The sequence below is a fragment of the Streptomyces sp. NPDC041796 genome (genome assembly GCF_055590785.1).
The window spans coordinates 236,027-260,527 of sequence record NZ_JBVJAH010000002.1 but is presented as its reverse complement, the minus strand read 5'-3'; the positions used below and the strand labels follow the sequence as shown (position 1 = coordinate 260,527).

Sequence of the window (24,501 nt, the reverse complement as noted above, 5' to 3'; positions counted from 1 at the left end):
AGCAACACAAAAGCGCCCCTCAGAACTTGACTGAAAGTGACGCCAGCGATGTTACGTAAAGATAACAGGCCGGTGTGACAGCCCTGGTGGACGCGGCATTTTTGGCGCGGGATCGACTGCTGCGGGATCGCTTGCCGCGGGATCGCCTGACGCGGGTGCCGCGGACGCGGACGGGCCGCGCCTCCGGGCCCATCGGCGGCCCACGGCTGTCCCGGCCGACCGGCCCGCCCTTACGATCCCGGTCATGTCGATCATCTCTTCCCTCCCTGTCCTTCAAGGCCGCGACGGCGCCGTGCTGAGAGCCGTCGGCACGGGGCTGATCCTGGAGCGCTCCCGGGAGGAGCGCATGATCCCCGGCGAGGCCATCGCCCGGGTCCGTGCCGAAGGGCGGTCGGTCACCGTCGAATTGAGGGCCCTGGCCGGGACCACCCCCGCCGTCCACCGGATCGAGGATGTGAGCGAGGCGGCGGCCGTCGCGTTCGCCGACGGGGTGAACTCGCTCCTGACCGAGCCGGCCGAGGAGATCGACGGCGGCGCCCTCGTGGTGCTGCGGACCATCAAGACGCACTGGCGCGAGAAGTTCCTGCGCCGGCTGAAGTGGTTCGTGCTGGGCTGCCTCGGCGTGGTCGTCGCCCTGTGCGTGGTCGCCGGGATCGTGGGGAACGCGGGCTACGCCATCGCCATCGTGCCGGTCGGTGCGATCACGACGGCGGGCCTCGCGGTCGGTGCCTACTGCGTGGGGACGTGGAACCGCGAGCGGCGGCTGCTCAGGCACGGCATCACCGTCGTCGCGTCGCAGGCCGACATGGTGGGGGCGTATCTCTACACGGACACCGCCGGCACGACGCGCGTCCTGTCCCACCTGGGCTTCGAACCGTTCGTCCGGGCGAGCTACGACCCGAGCGATCCGGCGGACGTGCTCGTGCCGCAGACTCCGTTCATACGGCGCTTCACCCTCACGATGGGGGTGATCATCCTCTTCTGCGCGTTCAACGGCGTGGCGATGCTGGTCATCTTCATGGCCGACGCGCTGACCGGCGGAGCCCTTACCGGCGACGAGTTCTGACCTGCGTGACCGGGCGACCGGCCGACCGGGGCGCTCCGGGCCGGCCTCAGCCGCCCCAGTCGCCCCGGTCGCCGGTATCAGCCGGGCCGCCGCACCGAGCACCGGCGTGATCCGGAAGACACGACCTAGCTCCTGCCGAAGGCCAGACCGCTGCCCGTCAGGCCGACGCGGATGCCCGAACCGTCCACGCCGACCCGGCGAAGACGTACGTCCCCGGCGGACTCGGGCAGTTCGAAGGAGAGGGAGAAACGGTCGGTGAGCTGCGGGGGCCGGAGCTTCAGCAAGGCGGTGATCAGACCGGGATCGATGCCGGCCTTCTCCAGGAGCCAGGGGTGATCGACCACCAGGTCGACCAGATTGACCTTCGACAACTGCCGGAGGAACAGCGGCGAACCTGTGAGGCGGCTCAGCTCCTCCTCCTCGCGCAGCGCACGGTCGATCTGCGACCGCGACAGCCCCAGGCGCTCGGCGATGGCGGGAACGGCCAGCAATGCCTTGAGGTCGGCCGCCTCACGGCTGATCCGCCGGGCGGCGTCCGGATGCAGGCGCAGACCGGACAGCGCGGGATCGTTCCCCGGCCGGTAGGTGAAGAGACCGGGAACGTCCAGGCGCATGTTGTCGACGGTGGTCGACACGGCCCGGTCCCCGTCCCGCCTGACACGGGCCTCGGCCCGGAGACTCACCGTCCGGCCCGCGACCGGAAGGGTGCCGACGATGTGGACGCCATTACGTCCGGCGTCGCTGAACCTGACGTGTGACGCGCCCAGTTCACGGTTCAGGTCGTCGAAGGAGAGCAGGACGTCGCCGTCCATCCGGTCCACGACGGCGCCCTCGACCGAGGAGGGGAGGTCACCGACGATGCGTATGTCGGTCGCCGTCGCGTGCACTTCGGCCAGGGACACCTTGTCCGCGGCGACATCGGGGACGGTGACGTCCACCGACCGGATCCGCTTGTCCAGGACCTGGGTGAGGAAGGGGAACCCGGCGATGTCGACCTGTGGTCTGGCGGCGAGACGCAACGACTGCTGGATCCGGTCCTCGGCCTTCTCCTCGGCGTACGCCACCGCGAGGCGGTCACCGGCGACGAAGAACAGGGCGCCGACGACGGCGGTGACGGCGAGCTTCACCACGACGGGAACGGCCGCGAACCGGCTTCCGCCACGGTGGTCGGGCGGCGACCAGTCGTCGTCCTCGTCGTCGTCCGAAGGAATGCCGAGGCCCGTCGATCCGGCCCGCGGTGTGGTCGCCGCCTGCCCGAAGCCGGGCTCCGGGTCGGCGAGTTGAGCCAGTTCTTCGTACGGATTGCGGGGATGCGTCGCTATGCGTGTGGGGGGTCGCATCGGCTCATCCCATCACGGCCCCCACCCGTGCACGCAAGTCCGGCAGGCTGCCGTACGACGAGACATACGACACGTCAGAACACCGTCCCGCCCCGCAGGCGGCCCACCCGGGAGGGCTCCCGGCGGTGAACCGGCAACCGCCGCGGACGATCAGCCGAGGGCGTCCAGCAACTCCCCTTCGCCCCGGGCGCCGAGACCGATACGGCGTGCCCGGGCCGGCCCCCGTGCCCGCTCCCGGACCAGGGTGTCGGCCGGCAGCTCCGCCCGAGGACGGTGCCGGAGCCCCGCGGCACGCGCCGCGGCTCCGCTCCGGGCCGACCAGCCCTCCCAGCCCGGTTCCACCACCACATGGGCGGCGACTCGTCACCCCTCTACTCGACCACGCCGTTCGCACGCAGCCGACCGAGCCATGTGCGGTCGAGCATCCGCTCGTACGCCGACGGGGCACGCCGGACGGCGGCCACCAGCCGCGCTGCGTCCGCGACTTCTCCGCTCTGGCCGCGGGCCGGGCACGTCACCCGACGACCGCGCTCGATCACCTGCCGGCACAACTGCCCGCCCCACCACGCCGTTCCGCCCAGCACCAGCATCTCCATACGGACACCCCACCACCGCACACGCCAGGCACCCACCCAGGACCCTTCGCCGGCAGCGGACCCGCGCCGCTGCCAACGGGCCGTGCGGCGCCCCGGGGTCACGCCGCGCGAGAGGTGTGCAATGCGGCGACGATCTCCTCGTCCTCGCGTTCCCCCGTCGGGGCGAAGCCGAGCCGTGCGTACAGGCGGGCGGCCGTCGTGTTGTCCGGGTGGTACGTCAGACATATCCGTGTGCAGCCGGGGCGTTGCGACAACATCCGGATCAGCGCGCGCACGGCCGGGCCGCCCACGCCTCGGCCCTGCTCGGCCGCGTCGACGACCATGCCGCCGATCCAGTACGCGCCACCCTCGTCGTCGTACGCCCACATGACGTGACCGACGATCCGGTCGTCCGCCGCGATGCCCAGCGACGTCCACACACCACCGCGCATCGACAACAAGAGGTAGCGCGCGGCGAGCGCGGCCACGAAGCCGCGCTGATCGTCGCGGGGCGCCACATCGGCCACGGCGCGCCAGTTGTCGTCGTCCACCGGCACCAGCCGTACGGCCCGGCCGCGCCGGTCACGGATCTCCTCGTTCACCGGGCCACCCTCGCGGACACGGGCCGAGCGCCGCAACGCCATTTGCGGCCCACGGGACGCCTCCGGCCCGGTCCGTGCGCCTGGTGGTGCTGACACCAGGTTCGTCACACTCTCCCGTACCACCTGCTCCTGCCACCAAGGTGAGGGGTATGAACCGACGTACCATCCTGATCACCGGCGCCACCCAGGGTCTGGGCCGTGGCATCGCACTGGACCTCGCGAGCCGGGGCCACACCGTCCTGTTGCACGGCCGCGACCGCACGCGTCTGGACGCGGTGGCGGCCGAAGTGGCGGACACCGTCCCGGACGCCTCCGTCCGCACCTACGTCGCCGATCTGGCCGATCTCGGCCAGGTGCACGCGATGGCCGCCCGGATCCGTGCGGCCGAGCCCCGGCTGGACGCCCTGGTCAACAACGCCGTCGCGGGCGGCGGCGCCGAGCCGCTCCGCCGGGAGCTCAGCGAGCAGGGACACGAGCTGCGGTTCGCCGTGAACCACCTGGCCCCCTACGCCCTCTCCCGTGATCTGCTGCCCCTGCTCACCGCCTCCGCGCCCGCCCGTGTGGTGAACGTCGCGTCGATCGGCCAGGAGGCCATCGACTTCGACAACGTCATGCTGGAACGCGACTACGAGGGGCTGCGCGCCTACTGCCGCAGCAAGCTCGCGATGATCATGGCGACCTTCGAGCTGGCCGCCGAACTCCAGGGCACCGGCGTCACGGTCAACGCCCTCCACCCGGCCCACCTCATGGACACCAACGGGGTGCGCGAGTACGGCCTCACACCGGTGACCGGCGTCGACGAAGGAGTGCGCCCCACCGTACGGCTGGTGCTCGACCCGGACCTCGCGTCCACCACGGGCCGCTATTTCGACCAGTTCACCGACACACGCGCTCATGACCAGGCGTACGACACCGTCGCCCGCAAGCGTCTGATGGAGCTCACCCATCAGCTCCTGGCCCGGGGATGATCGCACCCCGCACGATGCCTGCCGTCACGCGGTGGAGGCCCTTCGTGTCGCGGTGACCGCCACCGTCGCGTAGCGCATCGTGAAGGCGCCGCCCACCGCGTCGACGGCGGCCCCGACGCCTGCCAGTACCTCCTCCAGCCTGTCCTCCGGGAGCCGGGTGAAGGCGCCGAGGGTGGGCATCTGGTCCAGCCACGAGTCCCGGGTGTACGACCACTCCCAGTCGAACCGCCACTGCTCCGGGACGTCGTACCCGCCGACCTCCCGCATCCCGTCGGCGGCTCTGGCAGCCAGCGTCCGGTACCCGTCCTCGGCCTGCCCGGTCATCGCCCGGAGAACGAGCGGCGAGTCGGGCACCGCCCGGCGGCAGACCTCGGCGAAGGCTTCCGCCAGGTCGGCCGGCAGCCGGTGCACGTTCCAGAAGGCCGCCAGCCGGCCGCCGGGCCGCAGTACCCGGCAAGCCTTGGCCGCCCCCACGACGGGGTCGATCCAGTGCCAGGCCTGACCGGCGACGACCCCGTCGAACCTCCGGCCGGCCGGCTCCCAGGCCTCGAACGTCGCCTCCTCGACCTCGACCCCGCTGCGCCGGGCATGCTCGGCCATCCGGGGATCGGGCTCGACCCCGGTCACCCTGCAGCCGGCCGCCGTCAACTGGGCGGCGACGATCCCGGTGCCGCATCCGACGTCGAGAACGTCGGGCCCCGGGCTGCCGGCGACGATCCGGTCCACCAGCGCGGCGGGGTAGCGGGGCCGGGCCCGGTCGTAGCGCTCGGCGTCGGCGCCGAACGACTGCGCCGCCTCGTGGTGCCGATGAGGTTCGTCCCCGGGGACCCGTGCTTGCTCCGAAGGTAAAGTGGGCATGTGCCCACTGTGAGTGGGCGGGCGCCCACTCGTCAACCGGGCGCCCATCGAGGGAGGTTGTGCGGATGCCGACAGGGGTGGCCATCCGAGACGTGCGGCAGCAGCTGTTCGACGCCGCCGAGCGCGTCCTGCTCCGGGACGGGCCCAGCGCGCTGACCAGCCGCGCGGTCACTACGGAGGCGGGCTGTGCCAAGGGCGTCCTCCACCGGCACTTCGCCGACTTCGACGCCTTCCTCGCCGAGTTCGTCCTCGACGGTGTCGCCCGGATCGACCGCCAGGCCGCCGCCCTGTGCGACTCCGCCGGGACCGGCACCGTCGCCGGCAATCTCACCGGCACCCTGAGGGAGCTGTTCGAGTCGGTCGCCGTGGCGATCGTCGGTCTCGTCTCCTCCCGGGACGAGTTGCGCGCCCGACTGCGTCACGACAGACCGAACGGGGTACCGGTCCTCACGGAGGCCGCCGGCATGATCGCCTCCTACCTCGCGGCCGAGCGCCGAGCGGGCCGGATCGCGGCGGACGCCGACGTCGACACGCTCGCTCCCACCCTGATCGGCGCCGTTCACATGCTGTTCGCCGACCGGAAGGGCCCGCCGCCGGAGGACACGGCCGTCCGCAAGATCGTGACCGTCGTCATCGCCGGCGCCGTACAGGAACCGTCGTCCTGAACGGCCCGGCGAGCGGGACCGCGATGGTCTGCGGCGTCAGCGGGGGGGGGGGGGCGCCCACGCGGTGGGTAGCAGCCCGGTGAGAGCCCGGGCGCCGTGCGCCCGGGCTCTGCTGCTCAGCGGAACTCGTGGACCACGTGGATCCTGCCGACGATGTGGGCGTTGAACTCGTCGAGCTCCTCAGCCGGTACCCACAGCTCGAGGATCGTCCGGCCGCCCGCCTGCTGGACGGGGTACCGGCGCAGGAACTCCGACTCGACCTCGAAGCGGGTGACGAAGCCGGCGCCGGAGTGCTTGACGTTCCAGTCCTTCGCTATCCTCACCGCGTAGTCCTCGTTGAGGACCGGGTAGAAGATCGGCTGCTCGGGCAGCCGAGGCGGCCAGGCCCGCCAGTCCAGCTCGCGGACCAGATCCAGCTCCTGCGGGCCCGTGGGGCGCCAGAGTGTGGTCGTCGCTCGCCGGCTGTTCATGGGATTCGCTCTCTTCCTGGGTCGGAGCCCAGACGGTACGACGACGCACCTGTTCGACGCCATGTGTTTCCGCACCGGCCACGGCCTCCTGCCTCGGTGGAGGGATCCCCGCGGAACCTCGCTCAGCCGTACGCCTGATGACACAGGCTCACGATCGAAGGATCCGCCACACCGTGGGACGCACGGCACAGGTCCCGCATGCTGACGGACCGGCGCGGAAGGGGCCGCTTCAAAGAGGGCTTCGGACGCGCCTTCCGCGGGGCCTCGACGGGGCGTTCGGGTCGCTCGGACGTGCGGTGCCGTCGGGGTGGACGCGGGGCCGGTTCCTCGATGATGCCCGGTGGCCGGGCCGGGGCCCGTCGACGTGATGCCGGACGGCTCCGGGCGGGTGGCGTGTCCGCCGCGCCGTCCGCTGACCTGCGTCCGGCCGGCGCGGGCAGGGGCCCGGTAGTGGCGAGCTCCTCGCGGGCCGGTGCGGGGCGCGGCGCGGGAACGTCCGGGACGGGGGAGGGCCACCGGTCACCCGCGGGGGCGAGACTCGGACGCGGAGCCGACGGCACGCCCGGGACGGTGGTGCATCCGGACAGGGTCAGGAGGACGGCGAGGACGGGCGGGGCGATCCGGCGAAGGCGCATTCCCTCACGGTGCCCTGGGCCCGATCCGGTGCGCCCGGCAGGCGCGGGTCAACCACCATGACGGGTGACGGAACGGCACGTCGGCCCGGGCACCGTTGGCTCAGGCGCGGGGCTCGGCGTCCAGGAAACGGTGGAGGGAGGCTCTCATACCGGCGACGAAGGAGTCCCGTGTCCCGTCCGGCACCAGGTCGAGGGACAGGTAGGGGTTGAGGTCCTCCAGCTCCACCAGGAGGAGGTCGCCCTCCGGTGTGCGGCAGGCGTCCACGCGCTGGATCCCGTGGTCGAGGGTGTTCCAGTCGATGAAGCGCCGGGCGAAGACCAGGTCGGCCTCCGTCGGGCTGTACGGCTCCAGCTCCCACCGCCGGTCGGGGGCGGGGGCGTGGAGGGCGTACTGGAAGGTGTCGTCGATGTAGTAGAACGACACCTCGTAGCGGAACGCGATGCGCGGCTGGACCAGGACGTCGCCGTGCACGAGGCCGTCCAGCCGGTCCCGGGACACGAAACTGAGACCCAGGGAATCCGCCCCGGCCTTCGGCTTGACCGCGTACTGGTCGGCCTCGGGCAGCCGGTCCAGATCGCGGATCCGGTCGACGGTGGGGATGACCGGGTATCCGGCTTCCGTGAGCTCCAGCAGGTACTGCTTGCCCGCCATGTCCGCCCGGCCCGTCAACGGGTTGTACACCCGGGTGCCAAGTGCTGCGGCCCGGTCGCGGAAGGCGTCGTACTCGGCCTGGTAGTGGAGCACGGGTCCGCTGTTGCGGACCACGACGGCGTCGAATCGGTCCATCAGCGCCGCGGCGTCGAGCGGATGGCACAGTGCGATGTCGAAGTCCGCGCGCAGTCGGGAGGAAAGGAAGATGTCCTCGTCGCAGTAGCGCCGCCCCCGGGCCTGGTAGGCCAGATCGGTCACGTACAGGAGGTGGGGGCGGGCGGGCATGGTTCATCTCCTCGGTCGCTGCGCGGCAGGCCTGCCGGCAGAGCACGGACCGGCGCCACAGTTTCGCACCCCTGAGCGATACGTGGTGGCTCGCTGTCCCGGCCGGCGCGGGTTCCGGCGGCGCGGGGCCACGGCGGCGCGGCGCGCGGTCGCGGACCAGTCCCCGCGCTGCCCCGGCCCGCGCTGCCTCGGCCCGCGCTGCCCCGGTCCGTGCCGCGCCCCCGGCGGCTCGGCGGAGGCCCCGCCCTCGCTGCCCCCCGCGCCGCCCGGTCCGTGCCGCCCCGGTCCGTGCCGCCCGCCGGCCGGTCGGCGGAACACCTCGTGCGGCAGCCCGGGGCGCCGGGCGTGGGCGCCCCTGCCGTTCCTCCTCCGGGAGGCGCTCATGCCACCGCGTAATCCCCGAGGGCCGGTTCGAGCAGGGCGAAGGCGCGGCCGGCCTCGGCGGAGACGATGTGGGAGATCTCGTCGTTGGTCCGGCCCGCGAGGGTCAGCTCCTGGAGGCGGGTGAACAGCACGCGGTGCACCGCCGCGAGCAGGGCGGCGGCGGTGCGGGGGGTGATGTCGTCGGGGGAGGAGCTGGTGGCTTCGGCGAGAGCGGCGGCCAGGGCCTCTTCGCGCCGGTCGTGCAGGCCACGCAGGCAGGAGGAGAGGGTCGGGCTCTCGTGGACCATGCGCGAGAAGTCGGGCCCCGCGAAGCCGACGACCGGGTTCTGCGCCGCGGCGTCGGCCTCGAAGGCGCGGCGCAGGGCAGAGAGGGCGGATTCGCCGACGTCACGGGCGGCCACCGTCTCCGCCAGGCTCATCGCGAAGGCGTCCTGGTGGTCGAGTGCCATGTCCTCCTTCCGCGGAAAGTAGTTGGTCACGGTCTTCTTCGCCACGCGGGCAGCCTCGGCGATCTCCGCGATGGTCGTCGTCTCGAAGCCCTGGGTCATGAACAACCGGGTGGCGTGGTCGGAGATCAGCTGCCGTGTCTCGCGCTTCTTGGACTCGCGCAGTCCTGTCGTCTCGATGCTCATGGCGCAATCTTACCTCCGTAGCAAAATTATGTTGACACCTTTCGTAGGTCAAACGTAAAGTTACGTCCGTTGTAAAGATCCTTCGAGAGGAAGACTCCCGTATGCGCCACGTCGACCTGCCCCAGCTCCTCGCCGGCCGGACCGGTACGCCCGCCGCCGACCGCCGCGAGGCCCTGCGGGGACGCGCCACCCGCCCCGAGGACATCAAGCGTCGTGCCCCCCAGGAGACCGGCCGCCGGGCGTTCAACGTCCCCCGCCGCCGCTCCTACTGACGACTCGTCCGGCAAGCGCCCGCCGCATTCCACCGCCCCGGCCGACCACCGCGATCGAAGGAACCCCATGCAGATCATCACCAGCACCATCTCGCTGACCGTCGACGACGTGCCCGCCTCCCAGGCCTTCTTCACCACCCACCTCGGCTACCGGGAGCGAATGGCTGCCGACGGCTTCGCCTCCCTGACGCGATCCGACGCCGCGGCCGACATCGTCCTGCTGCGCCGCGGCACCGAGGTCCTGCCGGCCGACCAGCGCGACCGGCGGGCGGAGGGGCTGATACTCGCGTTCACGCTCGACGGCGGGATCGCGGAAGAGGAGGACAGGCTCCGTGCCGAGGGTGTGGACATCACCATGCCGCTGCGTGAAGAGCCCTGGGGCGAGCGCCTCTTCCAGATCACCGACCCCAACGGAGTGGTCGTCCAGTTCGTGGAATGGACCGCCCCTTCGGCCCACGCCACGGAACCCGGCCGTTGAACCTTCATCCCGCTTCCGGCCACCTGGCCTCCGGTCACCCCCCGCCCCGACACCCGGCCGCCTTCCCGTGTCCCCGTGTACGTACCATCCGGTCAGACGCGTTCGCGGTGGACGAGGGGAGAGTTCCACGATGACTCAGCCGGCACAGGCGCGGGTACTGGTGGTCGGGGGCGGGCCGGTCGGCATGCTGGTCGCCGCCGAACTCGCCACCCTAGGAACCGACGTGGTCCTCCTCGAACACCGCACCACGACGTCCGAGCGGCCGAAGGCGACGACGCTCCACGCCCGGACCGTCCAGTGCCTGGCCCGCCGGGGACACCTGCCGGAACCCACCGGGCGCGCGGGCGGCGACGAGAACGCCATGCCTTTCCACTTCGCGGGCATACCCGGCCTGATGATCAGCGCCCCTCCGGCCGAACCCGCCCCCATCCTCAAGACCCCGCAGGCCGAGCTGGAGCGTCACTTCGAGGCCCGCGCACGGGCTGCCGGAGCCCGTGTCCTGCGTGGCCACGAAGTGGTGGGGCTCGCCCAGGGCCCGGAGGGGGTGCGGATCGAGGCCCGGGGGCCGCGCGGATCCGTCGTGCTCCACGCGCGGTACGCGGTCGGCGCGGACGGCGCGCGCAGCACCGTCCGGCGGCTGGCGGGGTTCGAGGCCGACACCTGGCCGGCGACCGTGACCGCGCTCATGGGTCAAGTCCGCCTGCGGGAGGCCGATGTACTCTCCCCGGGCTGGCACCGCACCCCTCGCGGCTGGCTCGTCGTCAAGGACGCCCCCGACGGCACCACACACCTGCGCACCCTCAACTGCGCCGGGCCCCCGGCCGGCCGTGGACTGCCGCCCACACTGGAGGAGTTGAGCCGGGAGGCCTCGTACATCGCCGGTCGCGACGTCGCCATGACCGACGGGCGATGGCTCAGCACCTTCAGCGACTTCTCCCGCCTGGCACGCAGCTATCGCTCCGGGTCCGTCTTCCTCGCCGGTGACGCGGCGCACGTGCACTTCCCCGTGGGCGGACAGGGTCTGAGCACGGGGTTGCTGGACGCGCTCACCCTGGGATGGAAGCTCGCCCTCGCGGCGGCCGGCGACGCCGGGGACGACCTGCTCGACACCTACGACGCGGAACGCCGCCCCGCTGCCCGCCGCGTCATCGACAACACCCGGGCCCAGGTGGCCCTCATGCGCCCCGACCCGGCCCTCGACCCGGTAAGGGACCTGTTCGCCGGCATGTTCGCGTCGGGCACGGGTGCCGACTGCTTCGGCCCGATGATCAGCGCCCAGGACACCGTGCTCCCGGCACGGTCGGCGTCCTCCTGGGAAGGGAGGTTCCTGCCGAACACCGCCCTGAACACGGCGGACGGACCGACGGACGTGATCCGCCTGCTGCGGGACGGAAGGCCCTTGCTGCTGCTCTTCGGTGAGGAGGGTGCACGCCACCTCGACGCGGCGCGGCCCTGGGCGGACCGTCTGCGGGTGGTTCGCTGCACGCCGGTCGGGGACCCGCCGTGCGCGGCGCTGCTCGTACGCCCCGACGGGTACATCGCGTGGGCCCCGGACGGCGGCGGGCTGGGCGCGGTGCTCGGCCGGTACTTCGGCCAGGGGGAGGGGCGGAGTGCTCCGGCACGCGCCGCGGCGCCCGTCACCGGTCAGCCGACGGGCTGACGCTCCAGCAGTCCGGAGGGCGGTTCCGAGGACGGTGCCGAGGCCGGCGCCACCTCGGAAGAGGCGTCCAGCTCTGCCAGGACGACGGCTCCCCTCGTACGCGAGAGGTCGATCGAGGCCAGGACGGAGGAGAGCACCACCGTGGGCAACAGGTGGCGGAGCAGGGCGCACACCCGGTCGGGCAGGTCCTGGTAGTCACTGATCGCCTGGGACATCGCCTGAATTCCGGCGAAGCTGCCCACCACCACTTCGGCGGTCTCGGCCGGGATGACGTGCGGCAGCAGTTCGCCCTGCTCCCGAGCGTCGTGGAGCAGGTGGTCCAGGACATCGACCCAGCGCAGGAACGGCCCCGAGCGGTCGAGTTCGTGCGCCTGCTGGTCCAGTGACAGCCGGACCCCGGCGCGCACCATGGGGTCGTTCTGGAGGCGGTGGGCGTGGAGCAGTACCACGTCCACCAGTTCCTGCGTCCGGCAGGCGCGGCGGGGGACCACCAGCCGCTGGTCCTGCTCGGCGAGCACACCCTGCGCCAGGTCGTCCTTGGACTCGAAGTGGAAGTACAGGGCGCCCTTGGTGACACCGGCCGTGGTGAGGATCTCGGAGATCGTGGCCGCCTGATACCCCCGCTGCTCGAACACCTTGGCCGCCGCGGACAGGATCGTCTGACGCGTACGGATGGCTCGGTCCTGCTTCGCCACTCTCGCCTCCTCCACGAGCTCCTCGGGTCGGGGCCTCTCCCCAATAACAAACCGCTGGGTCTGTATATTACAGGTCTCCCTGATGCCCGAGGTGACGGCGGTTTCCCTCGCGGCGGGGCGAGTGGCTGGAAACGGTCGCTGGGAAGAGGGCGGACACGCACACTACGGGGTGACCGGCCAATGCCCCTCACCGGAGGACCGGAGGACCGGACGGCCGAGGACCGGAGTGTCCGGTCCCCGGCGTTTCAGAGTCGATGGAGCGGGGTCGACACCGTCGCGGAGAACACGGGTTCCCCCTCCTGATGGCCGGTCACCCGGACCGACCTGCGGCCGTCCTCCGCTCCCGGCAGGACGGTGGCCTCCACCATGCAGGGCGCGTTCAACTCGGCGTACCGCGTGAAGTGGCTGGTTATGGCGAGAGGGAGAAGGTCGCCGTCGCCCAGGGTGGCAACCGTCGCCTGGCGGGCGGCCTCGATCAGGACCATGCCCGGGACATGGTCGACCGGGTGGTCGAACAGCACGTGGTGGCGGCTGTCGGCGCGGAGCTGCCAGCGCCGGTCATCGCCGATGGGGGAGAGCACCACGTCCATGGGCGACGTCCGCCCGACGCTCTGCGGCGAGGCGGGAGCGGTCAGGGGGATCGGTGGCCGGCCGTCCTGGAGCCCGCGTCCCGCACGGAGTCGCCGGTAGACCGCCGGGGAGGTGCAGGTGTACGAGGCGCTGCCGGTCACCGCTACACGGCCGTCCCGCCTGATCACGGCCGCGTAGCGCAGGCCGGCCAGGCTGCCGCCACGCCGTTTGACGTCGGTGCAGACGACGTCGATGTCGAGCGAGGCGGGGGCGTCGCCGACCAGGAGGTGCGCCGGTTCGACGGAGTATTCCAGGTCCCACATCAGGAACTGATGACCGAACGGAACGCCGAACTCCGCGTGGGCGAGGAGCGAACCGATCTGACGGATCGTTTCCGCTGCGATCAGCGGGTCATGGTGCCCGCGTACCGGGCTGAAAAAGCTGTGTCCGCGCGGCCATTGGGCCGTGACATCGAAACGGGTGTCACTTCTGCGCCGCCAGTCGGTGAGCATCACTTCCGCGACGGCGGCCCGGTGGACGAACTCCTTGGGCACCGTGGTGGTCAGCGACGGGAAGCGGAAGGCGGGCGGCCAGGGAACCGGAACCGCGTCCCGGTCCACCGGGGGCACGGGCGCGGTGCTCGGAGGCTCCTCCGTCCGGAATGCGCTCGTAGTCATGTATCCCCCCAAGACGCACGGTGTTTGACGGGCGAGGTGCGCCCGCTGCTCCGGCCCCGAAGATACATACCAACCGGTTTAATTTCTACCCGGTCCTTCCCAATTGGTAGGTGATGTGCGCACACCGTGTGCGCGGACGACGTGCTGAGGCCTGTTCCGTTTCCCACCGGACCCGGTCCCGGCCCGCCGGTGCCGGACGGAGCACGGCGGCCCCGGCGAAGCGGAAGGCGCGGCCGGCTCGTCGTCGAAGGGCGCCCCCCGAGGTGCGCTCGCCGTGCGGAAGCCCCGTAGGACGGCCGCCACCGGTTGCCGTTCCGGGACGCCGCGCATTCCGAGCCGCTGTGCCCGGAATCACGTACCCCAGGTGGCGCGGACCCGGTCGCGCAGCCAACTGTGCGCCGGGTCCGCGTCGTTGCGCGGATGCCACGCCATGGCGAGCGTCAGCGGCGGAAGCTCCAGCGGCACCTCGAAGGTGTGCAGGCCGAACGCATCGGCGACCGGCTCGGTGGCGAGACAGACCAGGTCGGCTCGGCGGCACAGGTGGAGCGCGGCGGACCAGCTCGGTACGACGGCGACGACCCGGCGTCGAAGGCCGAGAGCGGTCAGCGCGTCGTCGACCGGCCCCCGCACCCGGCCCCGCCGGGACACCCCGATGTGCTCGGCGGCGGCGAAGGCCCGGGCCGTGACCCTCCTCCGGGCCGCCAGGGGGTGCCGCGGCCGGACGGCTCCGACGAGGCGGGTCTCGCCCAGGGCGTCGGTCCGGGTCTCCGGGTCGGCGTTCCGGACGACGCCGATCTCCAGGTCGACCCGCCCCTCCCGCAGGGCGGGGGTGCCCTCCAGGCTCTCCGGCAGGAAGCGGAGGGTGACCCCAGGGGCCTCGCGCGCCACGGCACCGATCAGCCGGGCGGCGAGCCCCGCGAGGACCAGGTCGCTCACCTGGACGCCGAACTCGCGCACCATCGCCCCCGGATCGGCGACCGGCGCAGGGGCGAGGAGCCCCCGCGCCTGCCGTACGACGGCGTGCACCCGCGGGCGCAGTTCGACGGCGCGGGGCGTGGGGACGAGGTGCCGCCCGGCCCGTACGAGGACGGGGTCACCGAGCGCCGCACGGATGCGGCCCAGCGTGCGGCTCATGGCGGGGGCCGACACATGGAGGCGGGCCGCAGCACCGGTCACGCTCTCCTCCTCGAGGAGGGCGTCCAGGGCGACCAGGAGGTTCAGATCGAGCGATTCCACCGTGTGACTCCCCTCACGCGCGCGGCGCGTCCCCACCGACACGACCATGTCCTTTGCCTTTCACGCAAGGACACCTTGCCAGCGTTGCACTGGAGTCAATCACCGGCCCCCCGCACGCTGGGCCCCATGACCCAGACGCACAACGATGTCCTGGCCGTGGTGAGTCAGAGCGGCCCCACGGTGACGTTCTTCGACGCGGTGACGTACGACCGGCTCGGCGAGGTGGGCGTACCGCACGAACCGCACGAGCTCTGTTTCGACGCGGCCCGCCGGCGGCTGTACTGCACGATCACGTACCGCTCCGGCTACTACCACGCGAACGACGGCCGGGCGCGGCAGATCGCCGTCATCGACCCCGACGGGCGGCGCGTGACGGAGGTGGTCGACCTGGCGCCGGAGTGGGCGCCGCACGGGATCGCCCTGGACCCGGCGGGCGCACTGCTGTGGGTGAGCGTCGAGGCGTACGGGAGCGAGGACGGGGCGCTCGTGGCGCTGGACGCGGATTCGCTGCGGCCCGTGCGGCGGGTGGCGGTGGGCGCCCCCGGTCCGCACTGGTTCACCCTCACCCCGGACGGGCGCCACGCGTACACGGCCAACAAGGAAGCACCGTTCGTGTCCGTCGTCGACGTCGAGCGAGGAACGCTCCTGGGCCGGGTCGACATGCCCGGCGGCAGCGAGGGCATCGCGGTGTCCGGGGACGGGCGGCACGTGTATGTCGCCGGGCCCAAGGGGTCGTTCGACGGGGCGCCGGTGCGTGACGCGGGCGTGCGGGTCATCGACACGGCGACGGACACCGTCGTACGGACACTGCCGACGGACGGGGTCGTCTTCCCGGTGCACGCGACGCCGGCGGGTCTGCTGCTCGCGGGCGAACTGCGCGCGTCGGCGGGCGGGTCGGCGCTCGGCCGCCAGGGCCCGGGCGTACTGCACGTGTACGACGGCTCCGGACGGCGCACCCACCGGGTCCCGGTGGGTGCGTTCCCGCTGACGATCACGTCCTCGCCGGACGGGCGCTACGGGTACGTCGCCGCGGTCTCGTCCAGCACGGTGACGGTGGTCGACCTGGCGGCGGGTTCGGTCGTGACGTCACTGGAGGTGGGCAGGAGCGGCGAAGCGGGTGCGCACGGACTGGCGTACGTACCCTCCTCGTCCGCATGAGAGGTGTCTCCCCGGCCGCCGCCCGCCCGGCGGCCGTTCCCGCCCGGGTGACCCCGCCCCCGGACGCGGAACAGCCGTCGCTCACTCACACCGGTAGGTGAGGGGCGGGGAGACGGCGGTGTGCCCGGTGGGGGACACGACGATCAGTGTGGCAGTGCCCCGGAACTCACCCTGTCCGTGGAAGGACCACAGAAGACGCAGCCGGGCCCGCTCCTGCCCCTGACGGACCTGCTCCCGCAGGAGTTCGGTCCTGGTGCCGTCACTGCGCTCCCAGCGATAGGTCACCGTGCCCGGTCGTCCGTTGGTCGTGACCTCGCCCACGACCTCCGCCTCGCCGTCGCAACGCAGGTCCGTCACACCGGTCGTGACCGTCGCCCCCCGTACCGTCAGGGCGTCGCCGTGACGCTGCCAGGCGAGGAACACCAGCACGCCGAGCAGCACCAGGGTCGCCGGCGCGTACCGCCGCAGGGCCTTGCGCCACCGTGGCGTCGGAGGGGTGACGTCCTGGCCCGGCAGGGTGCCGTGCCACACCCGGGTCGCCGTGTTCCCGTCGGAACCATGGCGCCGGGCGGTCGCGGCCGTCACACCGGGGCCGAAGCGCAGGACGTCGCCCTCGACGCGGTCGGGAGCCACGGCTGCCGCCGGCCGGGACGGGGCGGGGGAGCGGAACTCGGGGGGCGCCTCGCCGCGCTCGAACCAGTGGCTCCCGAGGACGGTGGCGCTGTACGTGTCGTTCGCCGCCTCGTCGTCGCGGCCGTGGGTAACTCGGGGATCCGTCATGTGAGGGTGCACCGCCGGGTGAGGATCTGCTGCGTGGAGCTCCCGTTCGCCGCGGCCGGTTCGGTGGTCGCGCGTACACCCCAGTAGCAGCCGTTGCCCCCGAAGGTGTGGCCCAGCGTGACCGAGTACCGCGTCGCGCCGCTGCGCCGCAGCGTCTCCGTGCCGTCGGGTGCGCCGGGCCCGCCCTTGGTGTCACTGGTGAACCAGGCGATGACGACGGTCACCGGACCCGGGCCGTCGGTGACGATCTCGAAGGACGCCTCGGCACCGGTCGGGCCGGTCTGCCTCAGGCCGGTCACCGAGACCGACTTCACCGCCACCGGCCGCTCAGTGGGTGGCGGGGGCGGCTCCGTGGTGGGAGGGGTCGTGGTGGGCGGGGCGGACGTGGCGGGCACGTCGGAGGTGCTCGGTGCCGGCGGCGTGGCGCCGCCCGTCGCCTCGGTGGGCGTGGGGCCGGGCGGGGTGGCGCTCGCGGTCGCCGTCGGGGTGGCACTGGCGGGAGGGGAGCTCGCCGGGGGCGACGTGCTGGGAGTGGCCCCCGGGGACACTGACGGGGCGGCCGCCGGAACCCCGGGCCGGGCGCTGGTCGTGGCGAGGACCTGGCCGGTCGTCCGTACGGCCCCGTCATCGCCCGCCCGTGCGGCGATGGCGAGCGCGAGAGCCAGCACCAGCGCCGCCACGAGGGCCGGTACGCCACGGAGCGCGTGCCTCCCCAGCCGCCGCCCGGTGCCGGACAGTGTGGTCGTCGCGACGGCGGTGGTGCCCGTGGCGGGCTCACCGGCCGAGGGGAACAGCAGCGGCAGCAGGGCGGCGAGCGCGGCCAGTCGGCCCCTGCCGCGCTCCTCCCAGTCAGGCCCGTAGGCCGCGGTCGCCACCCGCTCCAGTTCCGCCACGAAGGCCTCGGCGTGCTCGGGCCGGTCCGCCGGATCCTTGGCGAGCCCGCGCCGGACGAGTTCTCGCACCGGCTCGGGTACGTCGTCGGGAACCGGGGCTTCGATGTGCTGCAGCGCCAGTTCGGCGAAGTTCTGGCCCGTGAACGGTTTGCGGCCGGTCAGGCATTCGTAGAACGTCGCGGTCGCCGCGTAGACATCGGCTGTCGGCGAGGCGGGACGCCCCTGCCACTGCTCCGGCGCCATGTAGGCGGGGGTACCGGCGACGCCCCGCGTGCTGCCACGGTTCGCGGCGATGCCGAAGTCGACGAGGGTGGACGACCCGTCCGCCGACACCAGCACGTTCTCGGGCTTGTAGTCCCGGTGCACGACGCCCACGCCATGAGCGGCGGCCAGGCCGAGGAGCGATCCCTTGAGCACCACCAGTGCCGCCTCAGGACCGGTCGCGCCCTCGCGGGACAGCAGTGCGCGCAGGGCGACACCGTCGACCAGTTCCATCACGATGGCGGCACCGTGCGGCGACTCGACGTACTCGTACAAACCGGCCACGTACGGTGTGTCCAGGCCACCGAGCAGACGTGCCTCCGCACGGAAGTCCTCCACGAAGGCCCTGTCCGTGCGCAACCGCTCATTGAGGTACTTCACGGCCACCGGCACGCCGGTCGCGTCATGGACGGCGAGGACGACCCGCCCACTGGCACCGGCGCCCAGTTCCCGGGTCTCGGTGTACCCGGGGACCGACCAACTGATCATCTCCGCCCCCTCGGCGCGGTCGCACCGCGTCGCGCTCGGTCTGCGCGAGCCCACCCCCGCGCGGGGTCACCCCCCGCGCGACAGTACCGGCGCGCCTTCCTCAACGGGGACACGATTTCGCCACGGCCGGTTCCCTGCCCCGGGGGGGGGGGGGGGGGGGGGGGGGGGGGGGGGGGGGGGGGGGGGGGGGGGGGGGGGGGGGGGGGGGGGGGGGGGGGGGGGGGGGGGGGGGGGGGGTCCCCCCCCCCCCCCCCCCCCCCCCCCCCCCCCCCCCCCCCCCCCCCCCCCCCCACTCCCCCCCCCCCCCCCCCCCCCCCCCCCCCCCCCCCCCCCCCCCCGCGGCCGGTGCGGCGTTGGTGGGTGCCCTCGCGGTGTCGTCGAGGTGCACCTGGTGGTGGCCTCGCGGTGGCCTCGGGGTGGCCTCGCGGTGGCTTGGCCGCGCCCCGGTGGTGACCTCGCGGTGGCTTGGCGGTGCCCCCGGTGCCGGCCCCGCCGTGCCCTCGCGGTGCCGCCCTCGCGCGGCGTCCCGTCACCGGTCGGCGTGGTCCCCCTCCGACTCCAGCGCCTCCTTCAGCCGCTCCAGCGTGGTGCGGATGTTGCGGCGCTGGAAGTCGGCGAAGGTCTGCCCACGGGTCGCCTTCCGATCGAAGGCGTGGGCCAGCGCGTCGGGCCACGCCCGCCGGTCGTCGGTCCAGGTCTCCGTCACACGGGTGCCGCCTTCGACCGGTGCGAAGCGGTACTCCCACGTGGCGATCGCTCCGGGCAGCCAGGGACGCCGTATCCCGATGGCATGCACCCGGAACGCGAAGCGCTCGCCCGGGTCGGCGGCCGTCACCGTGCACTTCGTGGTCCAGGTCATGGGGCCGCGCTTGTTGTGCCCCTCGAAGACCATGCCCACATGCGCCGCGCGCCGCTCACCACGGACGGTCGCTCCACGGTTCTCCGGGCTCCAGCGGCCCATGGCCGTGGGGTCGCCGACCCTCTCGTACACGGTCAGGGGGGCGGCGTCGATCACGATGCTGTCCGACACGGACATGGTGCGGGGCATGGCTGTGCCTCCTCGTCGCCGACTGTTCCCTACAGTCGGGGCACCACACCCTACTCAGCGGTAGGGCAATCCGGGCGGCGCCGTCGAGTGGCCGTCGGCCATGAGGCCATGAGGGGATGCCGGCCATACGGGCCGCCGTCGGCAACCGCCCCGCGCCAGGCCAGCCCGAGGGGCGGTCGTGCCGCGGTCGGCTCGGGGTTCGACCGCGGCACTCCCCACACGGCGGGCACGGCGGAGTGAACCGGCCCGATGACGCGCTCCTGCCCGGGCCGTTCCGCTGCATGCTGCGCCGACCGGGTGATCGCCAAGGGACGCGGAACCGGACAGGATGCCGCCCTGGGCGGCGCAGAGGGCGTCATCCCGATCCGCGCGAAAGGGCAAGGCATGATCGCGACGCGACGGGGCACCCGTCAGTCACGCCCCGCCGCGCTCTCCCCCGTCGCGGCGGGGCTCACCGCGTGGACGCCGCTCGGCCTTGCGCCGTCCCGACGGTGGGGTGGGCTGGTCTCGGCTCCCGGTGTTGCTCTGCTCACAGCCGGGGCCACAGGTGTGACACCGGCCGTGCGGGCCCCCTCTCAAAGGGCATGAACGACATGACCGATCAGGAGATCGCCCGCGCGGTTCGTGGCATCGTCGTGATGGAGGCCTCGCGCGAGGTGTTGGCCGCCCGGGTGGAGGCGCTGCGTACCGCCACGACTGCCGATGACCTGGCCGACCGGGACCGCTGCGGCGACGCCATGGCCGACGCCGACGCCCGGATTCTGCGGGAGTCGATCGAGGTCCTCGACCGGCTCGGCATGACGGCCGCCGCCATGGCCTGTGCGCACGTCGCCCAGGAAGAGGGCATCCTTCCTCCCGCCTGATCGGGGTTGCCCGCCGACCGCGGAGAGACCGACCGGCAACGTCGCCGCGCAGACCGAGGGTTGTGAGTGCAGCTCCGATAGGTGGTGTCACCCACGGAGGACGGCCGGCCAGTGCTCGCGAGGCCACGGCCGTCAGCCAGGCAGGCAGGCGGCAATGCGCGGTGCGCCCACCGTACGGTCCGTGGGCGACATCGGCCGGCGATTACCCGTAGAGCGAGCGGGCTCCGGGGCTGCTGCTCATGAAGCGCCGACCCGCGGCGATCTCCTCGCCGACCACCGACCAGACCGACTCGTCGTCCCGGAAGGGGAGCGGGTCGACGCCGCTCGTCTCCTGACGGATACGCCCGACCTCGTGCTCCAGGCGCGCGAAGTCGGCTTCCTCGGCGCCGCTGAAGGTGAACTCCACGAGCAGCCGCTGGAACCGGAGGCCGACCTGGACGAGGGAGGAGACGTCCGTGTGGAGTTCCCGCACGGTCTCCTCGTCGGTGTCGAGGGCGTGCACCTTGCCGGCAGGGCGGCAAGCCCCACCAGCACACGCTCTCAAGCGGCCAGGGCGGCGGGCTCACCGAGGCGCGCGGCGGCCGTGCGCCACGCGTCGGTCACCGCCCCGTACGCCTGTGCGGTGCGTGCGGCGTGGTCGCCGGTCAGGGTGAGCGGTGCTCCCACATGGACGTGCAGGCCGGGGCGGCGGACCGGCGAGGTGACCAGGCCCGCGAGCTGCTTGGCCACGTTCCCCGACGTGACCCGGCGCGCTCCGGCCTGGCCGAGCGGTACGACCGGCGCGCCGGTGCGCTCGGCGAGCCGGGCGAGGCCGCTGCGGAAGCTGCCCGGTGCCGCCTCGGCGGCGTCCTTGCGCAGCGGGAGGCCGCCCTCGGCGTAGATGAGGACCAGCCTCCCCTCACCCAGCGTGGCCGCGGCGAGGTCGAGCGCTTGCGCGGCGCGCCGGTCCCAGCGGTGCACGGGAATGTGACCCTCGCGGGCGAGCGCGCGCCCGAGGAGCGGCAGGCGCCACAGTCCGGCGGCCGCCATGACGACCGGCTGGACGCCCAGTCGGCGCAGAGCGGCCAGCACGATCGCCGGGTCGGCGAGCGAGGTGTGGTTCGCGGCAATGATGCTGCCCGGTGCGATGGCGACGCCACTGTCGGCGGTCACCGTGAGGCGCCCGATGGCGGGCACCAGGGTGTGGCTGAGGCGGCTGAGCATGTGCTTCCCCCGGTCCGAACGATGTGATCTTCATCGTCGGCGGCCGGTGAGCGGTGGACCTGAGCACGCGTACTCAATCCGCGACCGTCCGGTACCCAGAGCCGGCCGGGAAGGTTCGCCGGGTTCAGCGCGCCTAGCCCGGCTGAGGCGGACCAGGGCGGAACGGGCGGCGCGGGGCCGGGATGTCGAGAACGGCGAGGAACGCGGTCGCCGCGGGCGTGAGGCCGGCGCGGCTCCAGATGACGTGTTCGACGCGGGCGGGAGCGTCGGTGACCTCGACGGTGGTCACGCCGGTGAGCTGACGTACGTAGGCGGAGGGGAGCAGGGCGATACCGAGGCCCTGCCCGACCAGGCGGGCCAGGAAGTCCGCGTTGGTCACCTCGAACGCGACCTCGCGGCGGAGACCACTGGCCGAGAAGGCCTGGTCGGACTGGGCACGCCCGGCTGTCCTGGCCGGCAGGTCGACGAACACCTCGGAGGAAAGCCTGCGGAGGTCGACCGCCGGGGCCCCGGCGAGTGGATGGTCCGGCGCGACCACGGCGACGAGGCGGTCACGGGCGAGTTCGACGGCGTCGACACCCTGGGGGCTCGCTGTGGCCGGCAGCCCGAGGAAGGCCACCTCGATGATTCCTTCCTTGACCTGTTCGACGAGTTCGTCGCTCGCGCCCACGCGCAGGCTGACGCGCACGGACGGGTACCGGTCGTGGAAGTCGCGCAGGGCGCCCGGGAGGTCGACGGCGGCGACCGAAGGGATGACGCCCACGGCGAGTCGTCCGCGCACCTCTCCGACAGCCGCGGCGGCCTCGGCGGCCGCCCGCTCGGCGGCGTCCAGGCACTGGCGGGCGGCCGGGAGGAACGCCGCACCGGCCGCCGTCAGCCGCACCCGGCGGCTGGTGCGCTCGAAGAGCCTCGCGCCCAATTCCCTTTCCAGGCGCGCGATCTGGTGGCTGAGGGCGGACTGGACGACCAGACATCGTTCGGCGGCCCGGGTGAAACTGTTCGTCTCGGCGACGGCGACGACGTAGCGCATCTGCTGGAGCTCCACGGATCCATCATGTATCGAGATCGATGTGGTGACCAGCATGTGTTGGACTCATCGATCGCCACCGGATGAGACTGCGAGCATGACAAGTCCAGCACCACAGAAGGCCTTTGGCGGAACCGATGGCGGTGTTCCCGGCCGGCGTCCGAACCGTGCCACGGGGGTGAACACCGCCCTGACGGCGTTCACCCCCGTGGTGTGGGGCACGACCTATGTCGTCACCACCGAGTTCCTCCCGCCGGGACACCCACTGTTCGCCGGGCTGCTGCGTGCGCTACCCGCAGGCCTGTTCGCGCTGGCGATCAGCAGGACTCCGCCGCGCGGAGTGTGGTGGGGGAGAGCCACGGCACTCGGTGTGCTGAACATCGGCCTGTGCTTTCCCTGCTGTTCATCGCGGCCGAGCGCCTGCCCGGGGGCGTGGCCGCCACCCTGGCGGCGGCCCAGCCGCTCGTCGTCGCGGCTCTGGCCGTGCCCGTCCTGCGCGAGCGCCTCACCGCCTGGCGGATCGCCTGGGGAACGACCGGCGTGGTCGGCGTCGGCCTGGTGGTGATCGGACCGAACGCGGCACTCGACCTCGTCGGGATATTGGCAGGCCTCGGCAGCGCGGCCTCCATGGCGCTCGGGGTGACGCTCACCAAACGCTGGGGACGTCCGGCCGAGGCCGGTCCCACCGCATTCGCCGGCTGGCAACTCACGGCAGGCGGCCTGTTCCTGTTGCCTCTCACCCTCCTGGCCGAGGGGACACCGCCCGCGATCGACCTTCCGGCCGCCCTCGGCCACCTCTGGCTGGGCCTGGTCGGCGGTCTGCTCGCCTACGTTCTGTGGTTCCGCGGCGTCACCACACTGCCGGTCACCTCGGTCGCGGTTCTCGTCCTTCTCTCGCCGCTGGTCGCGGCGATCCTCGGAGCCGTCGTGCTCGGCCAGACGCTTGGCCCGGTCCAGCTCGTGGGGTTCGGGCTCGCACTCGCCGCGATCGTCGCGGGACAGCTCCCCGCGCCGGCCCGCCGCGGCCGCGACCTCGCCATGAAGGGCCGGGACGCGCCGGACCATCGTCCGTCCTAGCGCTCTTCCCCCTTCCCGCCGTCGGCGTACCGGGCGACGAGCTCGGTGCCGATACGTGCCAGCTCGGCCTGGACCGACCGTGGTTCGACCACCTCGATCATCGTGCCCCAGCCGGCGAGGTGCCGGGCGATGTCCAGCGGCGTCGGAGCGGCGAGGCGGACGCGGGCACGCCCGTCGGCGAGCGCACCGTCGGTGTGGCAGTGGCGCCCGAACTGGTCCTGCAGCACCGGCACGAACCTGGCCTCGACGAGTACGGTCGCCCAGGTGCGGGAACGCCTCCGCTCGACCTCGCCGACCACCTCCTGCCACGCGGCGGCGAGGGCGAAGTCGTCCGGGCGCGCGGCGGGCCGGCCGGTCGGCTCGGCCCCCGTGATCCGGTCCACCCGGAAGGTCCGCCGTCCTCGCTCGGTCCCGGCCAGCAGGTACCAGACGTCGTCCTTGTCGACCAGGCCCCATGGGTCGACCAGTCGTTCGGTCCGCACCCGGGAGCTGTTGGTGTAGGTCAGGCGGACCTTGTGCCGGTGGACCACGGCGGTCTGCAGCAGGTCGACCATCTCGGGACGGCCACGAACGCGATCCCCCCACCGGGTGGGGTCGATCAGCATGGCGTCGGCAGCCGCCTCGGCGTCGGCCCGGAAGGGCTGCGGCAGCGCCCGCACCAGTTTGCGGAGCGCTGCCTTCGCCTCACCCGACACGGCCGCGGCCGGGCCGACGAGCAGGAAGAGCGCCTGGGCCTCGGCCGCCGACAGGCCGCTGAGGTCGGTCCGGGCGCCGCCGACGAGCGCCCAGCCGCCGCCGCGCCCGGGCTGCGGGTACACCGGGATGCCCGCCGCGGACAACGCCTCCAGATCACGGCGGGCCGTGGCCACGGACACCTCCAGCTCCTGCGCCAGCTCGGCGGCGGTCACCCGGCCACGGGCCTGCATGAGCAGAAGAGCGGCAACGAGTCGGTCGGCGCGCATGTCCCCAGGTTCCCCGTAAA

25 protein-coding genes and 2 pseudogenes are annotated in these 24,501 nt (G+C 72.9%); 9 read left to right on the top strand and 18 right to left on the bottom strand.

Annotation, left to right across the window (positions count from 1 at the left end; all coding sequences use genetic code 11):
• The first annotated feature begins 244 nt into the window (after positions 1-244).
• Complete coding sequence (locus ACZ6C1_RS04525) at positions 245-1,066, top strand: hypothetical protein (protein WP_469237592.1); 822 nt, start codon at positions 245-247, stop codon at positions 1,064-1,066.
• Positions 1,067-1,191: 125 nt separating this feature from the next.
• Here ACZ6C1_RS04525 and ACZ6C1_RS04520 read toward each other — a convergent pair whose 3' ends face one another.
• The 4 genes from ACZ6C1_RS04520 to ACZ6C1_RS04505 form a co-directional block, all read right to left on the bottom strand.
• Positions 1,192-2,406, bottom strand: coding sequence for an LmeA family phospholipid-binding protein (locus tag ACZ6C1_RS04520; protein ID WP_469237590.1), 1,215 nt, complete (start codon positions 2,404-2,406; stop codon positions 1,192-1,194).
• A 150-nt stretch (positions 2,407-2,556) separates the two neighbouring features.
• Positions 2,557-2,754, bottom strand: coding sequence for a hypothetical protein (locus ACZ6C1_RS04515; RefSeq protein WP_469237588.1), 198 nt, complete (start codon positions 2,752-2,754; stop codon positions 2,557-2,559).
• A gap of 23 nt (positions 2,755-2,777) precedes the next feature.
• A complete protein-coding gene (locus tag ACZ6C1_RS04510; RefSeq protein WP_469237586.1) occupies positions 2,778-3,038 on the bottom strand; it encodes a hypothetical protein in 261 nt (86 codons plus the stop codon).
• Between the two features lie 62 nt (positions 3,039-3,100).
• Positions 3,101-3,583, bottom strand: coding sequence for a GNAT family N-acetyltransferase (locus ACZ6C1_RS04505; protein ID WP_469237584.1), 483 nt, complete (start codon positions 3,581-3,583; stop codon positions 3,101-3,103).
• A gap of 149 nt (positions 3,584-3,732) precedes the next feature.
• On the opposite strand from ACZ6C1_RS04505, the gene ACZ6C1_RS04500 reads away from it, so the two are divergent.
• Entirely contained in the window at positions 3,733-4,551 is an 819-nt protein-coding gene (locus ACZ6C1_RS04500; RefSeq protein WP_469237582.1) for an SDR family NAD(P)-dependent oxidoreductase, read from the top strand.
• 24 nt (positions 4,552-4,575) lie between these two features.
• On the opposite strand, the gene ACZ6C1_RS04495 is transcribed toward ACZ6C1_RS04500, so the two are convergent.
• Positions 4,576-5,409 carry a class I SAM-dependent methyltransferase gene (locus ACZ6C1_RS04495; RefSeq protein WP_469237580.1) on the bottom strand — a complete coding sequence of 278 codons (834 nt, stop codon included), beginning with the start codon at positions 5,407-5,409 and terminating at the stop codon, positions 4,576-4,578.
• A gap of 65 nt (positions 5,410-5,474) precedes the next feature.
• Here ACZ6C1_RS04495 and ACZ6C1_RS04490 point away from each other — a divergent pair, with 65 nt between their 5' ends.
• Entirely contained in the window at positions 5,475-6,074 is a 600-nt protein-coding gene (locus ACZ6C1_RS04490) for a TetR/AcrR family transcriptional regulator (RefSeq protein ID WP_469237578.1), read from the top strand.
• Between the two features lie 116 nt (positions 6,075-6,190).
• Here ACZ6C1_RS04490 and ACZ6C1_RS04485 read toward each other — a convergent pair whose 3' ends face one another.
• The 3 genes from ACZ6C1_RS04485 to ACZ6C1_RS04475 form a co-directional block, all read right to left on the bottom strand.
• Positions 6,191-6,544, bottom strand: a complete 354-nt coding sequence (locus tag ACZ6C1_RS04485; protein WP_469237576.1) for a hypothetical protein — start codon at positions 6,542-6,544, stop codon at positions 6,191-6,193.
• A gap of 735 nt (positions 6,545-7,279) precedes the next feature.
• Complete coding sequence (locus ACZ6C1_RS04480) at positions 7,280-8,116, bottom strand: ATP-grasp domain-containing protein (RefSeq protein ID WP_469237574.1); 837 nt, start codon at positions 8,114-8,116, stop codon at positions 7,280-7,282.
• 380 nt (positions 8,117-8,496) lie between these two features.
• Complete coding sequence (locus tag ACZ6C1_RS04475; protein WP_469237572.1) at positions 8,497-9,132, bottom strand: TetR/AcrR family transcriptional regulator; 636 nt, start codon at positions 9,130-9,132, stop codon at positions 8,497-8,499.
• A 101-nt stretch (positions 9,133-9,233) separates the two neighbouring features.
• Here ACZ6C1_RS04475 and ACZ6C1_RS04470 point away from each other — a divergent pair, with 101 nt between their 5' ends.
• The 3 genes from ACZ6C1_RS04470 (at position 9,234) to ACZ6C1_RS04460 (ending at position 11,542) form a co-directional block, all read left to right on the top strand.
• Positions 9,234-9,404 carry a hypothetical protein gene (locus ACZ6C1_RS04470; protein ID WP_469237570.1) on the top strand — a complete coding sequence of 57 codons (171 nt, stop codon included), beginning with the start codon at positions 9,234-9,236 and terminating at the stop codon, positions 9,402-9,404.
• 67 nt (positions 9,405-9,471) lie between these two features.
• Entirely contained in the window at positions 9,472-9,882 is a 411-nt protein-coding gene (locus ACZ6C1_RS04465) for a VOC family protein (protein WP_469237568.1), read from the top strand.
• Positions 9,883-10,012: 130 nt separating this feature from the next.
• A complete protein-coding gene (locus ACZ6C1_RS04460; RefSeq protein WP_469237566.1) occupies positions 10,013-11,542 on the top strand; it encodes an FAD-dependent monooxygenase in 1,530 nt (509 codons plus the stop codon).
• On the opposite strand, the gene ACZ6C1_RS04455 is transcribed toward ACZ6C1_RS04460, so the two are convergent.
• From ACZ6C1_RS04455 to ACZ6C1_RS04445, 3 genes are all read right to left on the bottom strand, one after another.
• Complete coding sequence (locus tag ACZ6C1_RS04455; RefSeq protein ID WP_469237564.1) at positions 11,527-12,237, bottom strand: ScbR family autoregulator-binding transcription factor; 711 nt, start codon at positions 12,235-12,237, stop codon at positions 11,527-11,529. The genes ACZ6C1_RS04460 and ACZ6C1_RS04455 overlap by 16 nt on opposite strands.
• Positions 12,238-12,482: 245 nt before the next feature.
• A complete protein-coding gene (locus ACZ6C1_RS04450; RefSeq protein ID WP_469237562.1) occupies positions 12,483-13,484 on the bottom strand; it encodes a ScbA/BarX family gamma-butyrolactone biosynthesis protein in 1,002 nt (333 codons plus the stop codon).
• 351 nt (positions 13,485-13,835) lie between these two features.
• On the bottom strand, positions 13,836-14,720 hold the full coding sequence (locus ACZ6C1_RS04445) for a LysR family transcriptional regulator (protein WP_469237560.1): 885 nt from the start codon (positions 14,718-14,720) through the stop codon (positions 13,836-13,838).
• Positions 14,721-14,846: 126 nt separating this feature from the next.
• Between ACZ6C1_RS04445 and ACZ6C1_RS04440 the strand changes: the two genes are divergently transcribed.
• Entirely contained in the window at positions 14,847-15,878 is a 1,032-nt protein-coding gene (locus tag ACZ6C1_RS04440; protein WP_469237558.1) for a YncE family protein, read from the top strand.
• An 81-nt stretch (positions 15,879-15,959) separates the two neighbouring features.
• Here ACZ6C1_RS04440 and ACZ6C1_RS04435 read toward each other — a convergent pair whose 3' ends face one another.
• From ACZ6C1_RS04435 to ACZ6C1_RS04425, 3 genes are all read right to left on the bottom strand, one after another.
• The gene (locus ACZ6C1_RS04435; protein WP_469237556.1) at positions 15,960-16,658 is read right to left on the bottom strand and encodes a hypothetical protein; all 699 of its coding nucleotides are present in this window, start codon (positions 16,656-16,658) and stop codon (positions 15,960-15,962) included.
• A complete protein-coding gene (locus ACZ6C1_RS04430) occupies positions 16,655-18,301 on the bottom strand; it encodes a serine/threonine-protein kinase (protein ID WP_469237554.1) in 1,647 nt (548 codons plus the stop codon). The genes ACZ6C1_RS04435 and ACZ6C1_RS04430 overlap by 4 nt, the downstream gene beginning before the upstream one ends.
• 529 nt (positions 18,302-18,830) lie before the next feature.
• On the bottom strand, positions 18,831-19,349 hold the full coding sequence (locus tag ACZ6C1_RS04425) for an SRPBCC family protein (RefSeq protein ID WP_469237552.1): 519 nt from the start codon (positions 19,347-19,349) through the stop codon (positions 18,831-18,833).
• A gap of 593 nt (positions 19,350-19,942) precedes the next feature.
• On the opposite strand from ACZ6C1_RS04425, the gene ACZ6C1_RS04420 reads away from it, so the two are divergent.
• Positions 19,943-20,212 (top strand): hypothetical protein, encoded by a 270-nt coding sequence (locus ACZ6C1_RS04420; protein ID WP_469237550.1) that lies wholly within the window; start codon positions 19,943-19,945, stop codon positions 20,210-20,212.
• A gap of 202 nt (positions 20,213-20,414) precedes the next feature.
• Here ACZ6C1_RS04420 and ACZ6C1_RS04415 read toward each other — a convergent pair.
• From ACZ6C1_RS04415 to ACZ6C1_RS04405, 3 genes and pseudogenes are all read right to left on the bottom strand, one after another.
• Positions 20,415-20,723: pseudogene (locus tag ACZ6C1_RS04415) on the bottom strand (SUKH-4 family immunity protein); the annotation flags it as partial.
• A gap of 29 nt (positions 20,724-20,752) precedes the next feature.
• Positions 20,753-21,415, bottom strand: coding sequence for a lysophospholipid acyltransferase family protein (locus tag ACZ6C1_RS04410; RefSeq protein ID WP_469237549.1), 663 nt, complete (start codon positions 21,413-21,415; stop codon positions 20,753-20,755).
• A gap of 133 nt (positions 21,416-21,548) precedes the next feature.
• The gene (locus ACZ6C1_RS04405; protein ID WP_469237548.1) at positions 21,549-22,460 is read right to left on the bottom strand and encodes a LysR family transcriptional regulator; all 912 of its coding nucleotides are present in this window, start codon (positions 22,458-22,460) and stop codon (positions 21,549-21,551) included.
• Positions 22,461-22,539: 79 nt separating this feature from the next.
• Here ACZ6C1_RS04405 and ACZ6C1_RS04400 point away from each other — a divergent pair.
• A pseudogene (locus tag ACZ6C1_RS04400) lies at positions 22,540-23,519 on the top strand (EamA family transporter).
• Here ACZ6C1_RS04400 and ACZ6C1_RS04395 read toward each other — a convergent pair.
• The gene (locus ACZ6C1_RS04395) at positions 23,516-24,481 is read right to left on the bottom strand and encodes a helix-turn-helix transcriptional regulator (protein WP_469237546.1); all 966 of its coding nucleotides are present in this window, start codon (positions 24,479-24,481) and stop codon (positions 23,516-23,518) included. The pseudogene ACZ6C1_RS04400 and the gene ACZ6C1_RS04395 sit on opposite strands and share 4 nt — an antisense overlap.
• Positions 24,482-24,501: the final 20 nt, after the last annotated feature.

Bases quoted from the DNA above. Each gene is read 5' to 3' on its own strand.
- ACZ6C1_RS04525 (WP_469237592.1), top strand. From the start codon at position 245: ATGTCGATCATCTCTTCCCTCCCTGTCCTTCAAGGCCGCGACGGCGCC.
- ACZ6C1_RS04520 (WP_469237590.1), bottom strand. From the start codon at position 2,406: ATGCGACCCCCCACACGCATAGCGACGCATCCCCGCAATCCGTACGAA.
- ACZ6C1_RS04500 (WP_469237582.1), top strand. From the start codon at position 3,733: ATGAACCGACGTACCATCCTGATCACCGGCGCCACCCAGGGTCTGGGC.
- ACZ6C1_RS04495 (WP_469237580.1), bottom strand. From the start codon at position 5,409: ATGCCCACTTTACCTTCGGAGCAAGCACGGGTCCCCGGGGACGAACCT.
- ACZ6C1_RS04490 (WP_469237578.1), top strand. From the start codon at position 5,475: ATGCCGACAGGGGTGGCCATCCGAGACGTGCGGCAGCAGCTGTTCGAC.
- ACZ6C1_RS04485 (WP_469237576.1), bottom strand. From the start codon at position 6,544: ATGAACAGCCGGCGAGCGACGACCACACTCTGGCGCCCCACGGGCCCG.
- ACZ6C1_RS04480 (WP_469237574.1), bottom strand. From the start codon at position 8,116: ATGCCCGCCCGCCCCCACCTCCTGTACGTGACCGATCTGGCCTACCAG.
- ACZ6C1_RS04475 (WP_469237572.1), bottom strand. From the start codon at position 9,132: ATGAGCATCGAGACGACAGGACTGCGCGAGTCCAAGAAGCGCGAGACA.
- ACZ6C1_RS04470 (WP_469237570.1), top strand. From the start codon at position 9,234: ATGCGCCACGTCGACCTGCCCCAGCTCCTCGCCGGCCGGACCGGTACG.
- ACZ6C1_RS04465 (WP_469237568.1), top strand. From the start codon at position 9,472: ATGCAGATCATCACCAGCACCATCTCGCTGACCGTCGACGACGTGCCC.
- ACZ6C1_RS04460 (WP_469237566.1), top strand. From the start codon at position 10,013: ATGACTCAGCCGGCACAGGCGCGGGTACTGGTGGTCGGGGGCGGGCCG.
- ACZ6C1_RS04450 (WP_469237562.1), bottom strand. From the start codon at position 13,484: ATGACTACGAGCGCATTCCGGACGGAGGAGCCTCCGAGCACCGCGCCC.
- ACZ6C1_RS04440 (WP_469237558.1), top strand. From the start codon at position 14,847: ATGACCCAGACGCACAACGATGTCCTGGCCGTGGTGAGTCAGAGCGGC.
- ACZ6C1_RS04435 (WP_469237556.1), bottom strand. From the start codon at position 16,658: ATGACGGATCCCCGAGTTACCCACGGCCGCGACGACGAGGCGGCGAAC.
- ACZ6C1_RS04430 (WP_469237554.1), bottom strand. From the start codon at position 18,301: ATGATCAGTTGGTCGGTCCCCGGGTACACCGAGACCCGGGAACTGGGC.
- ACZ6C1_RS04425 (WP_469237552.1), bottom strand. From the start codon at position 19,349: ATGCCCCGCACCATGTCCGTGTCGGACAGCATCGTGATCGACGCCGCC.
- ACZ6C1_RS04420 (WP_469237550.1), top strand. From the start codon at position 19,943: ATGACCGATCAGGAGATCGCCCGCGCGGTTCGTGGCATCGTCGTGATG.
- ACZ6C1_RS04410 (WP_469237549.1), bottom strand. From the start codon at position 21,415: ATGCTCAGCCGCCTCAGCCACACCCTGGTGCCCGCCATCGGGCGCCTC.
- ACZ6C1_RS04395 (WP_469237546.1), bottom strand. From the start codon at position 24,481: ATGCGCGCCGACCGACTCGTTGCCGCTCTTCTGCTCATGCAGGCCCGT.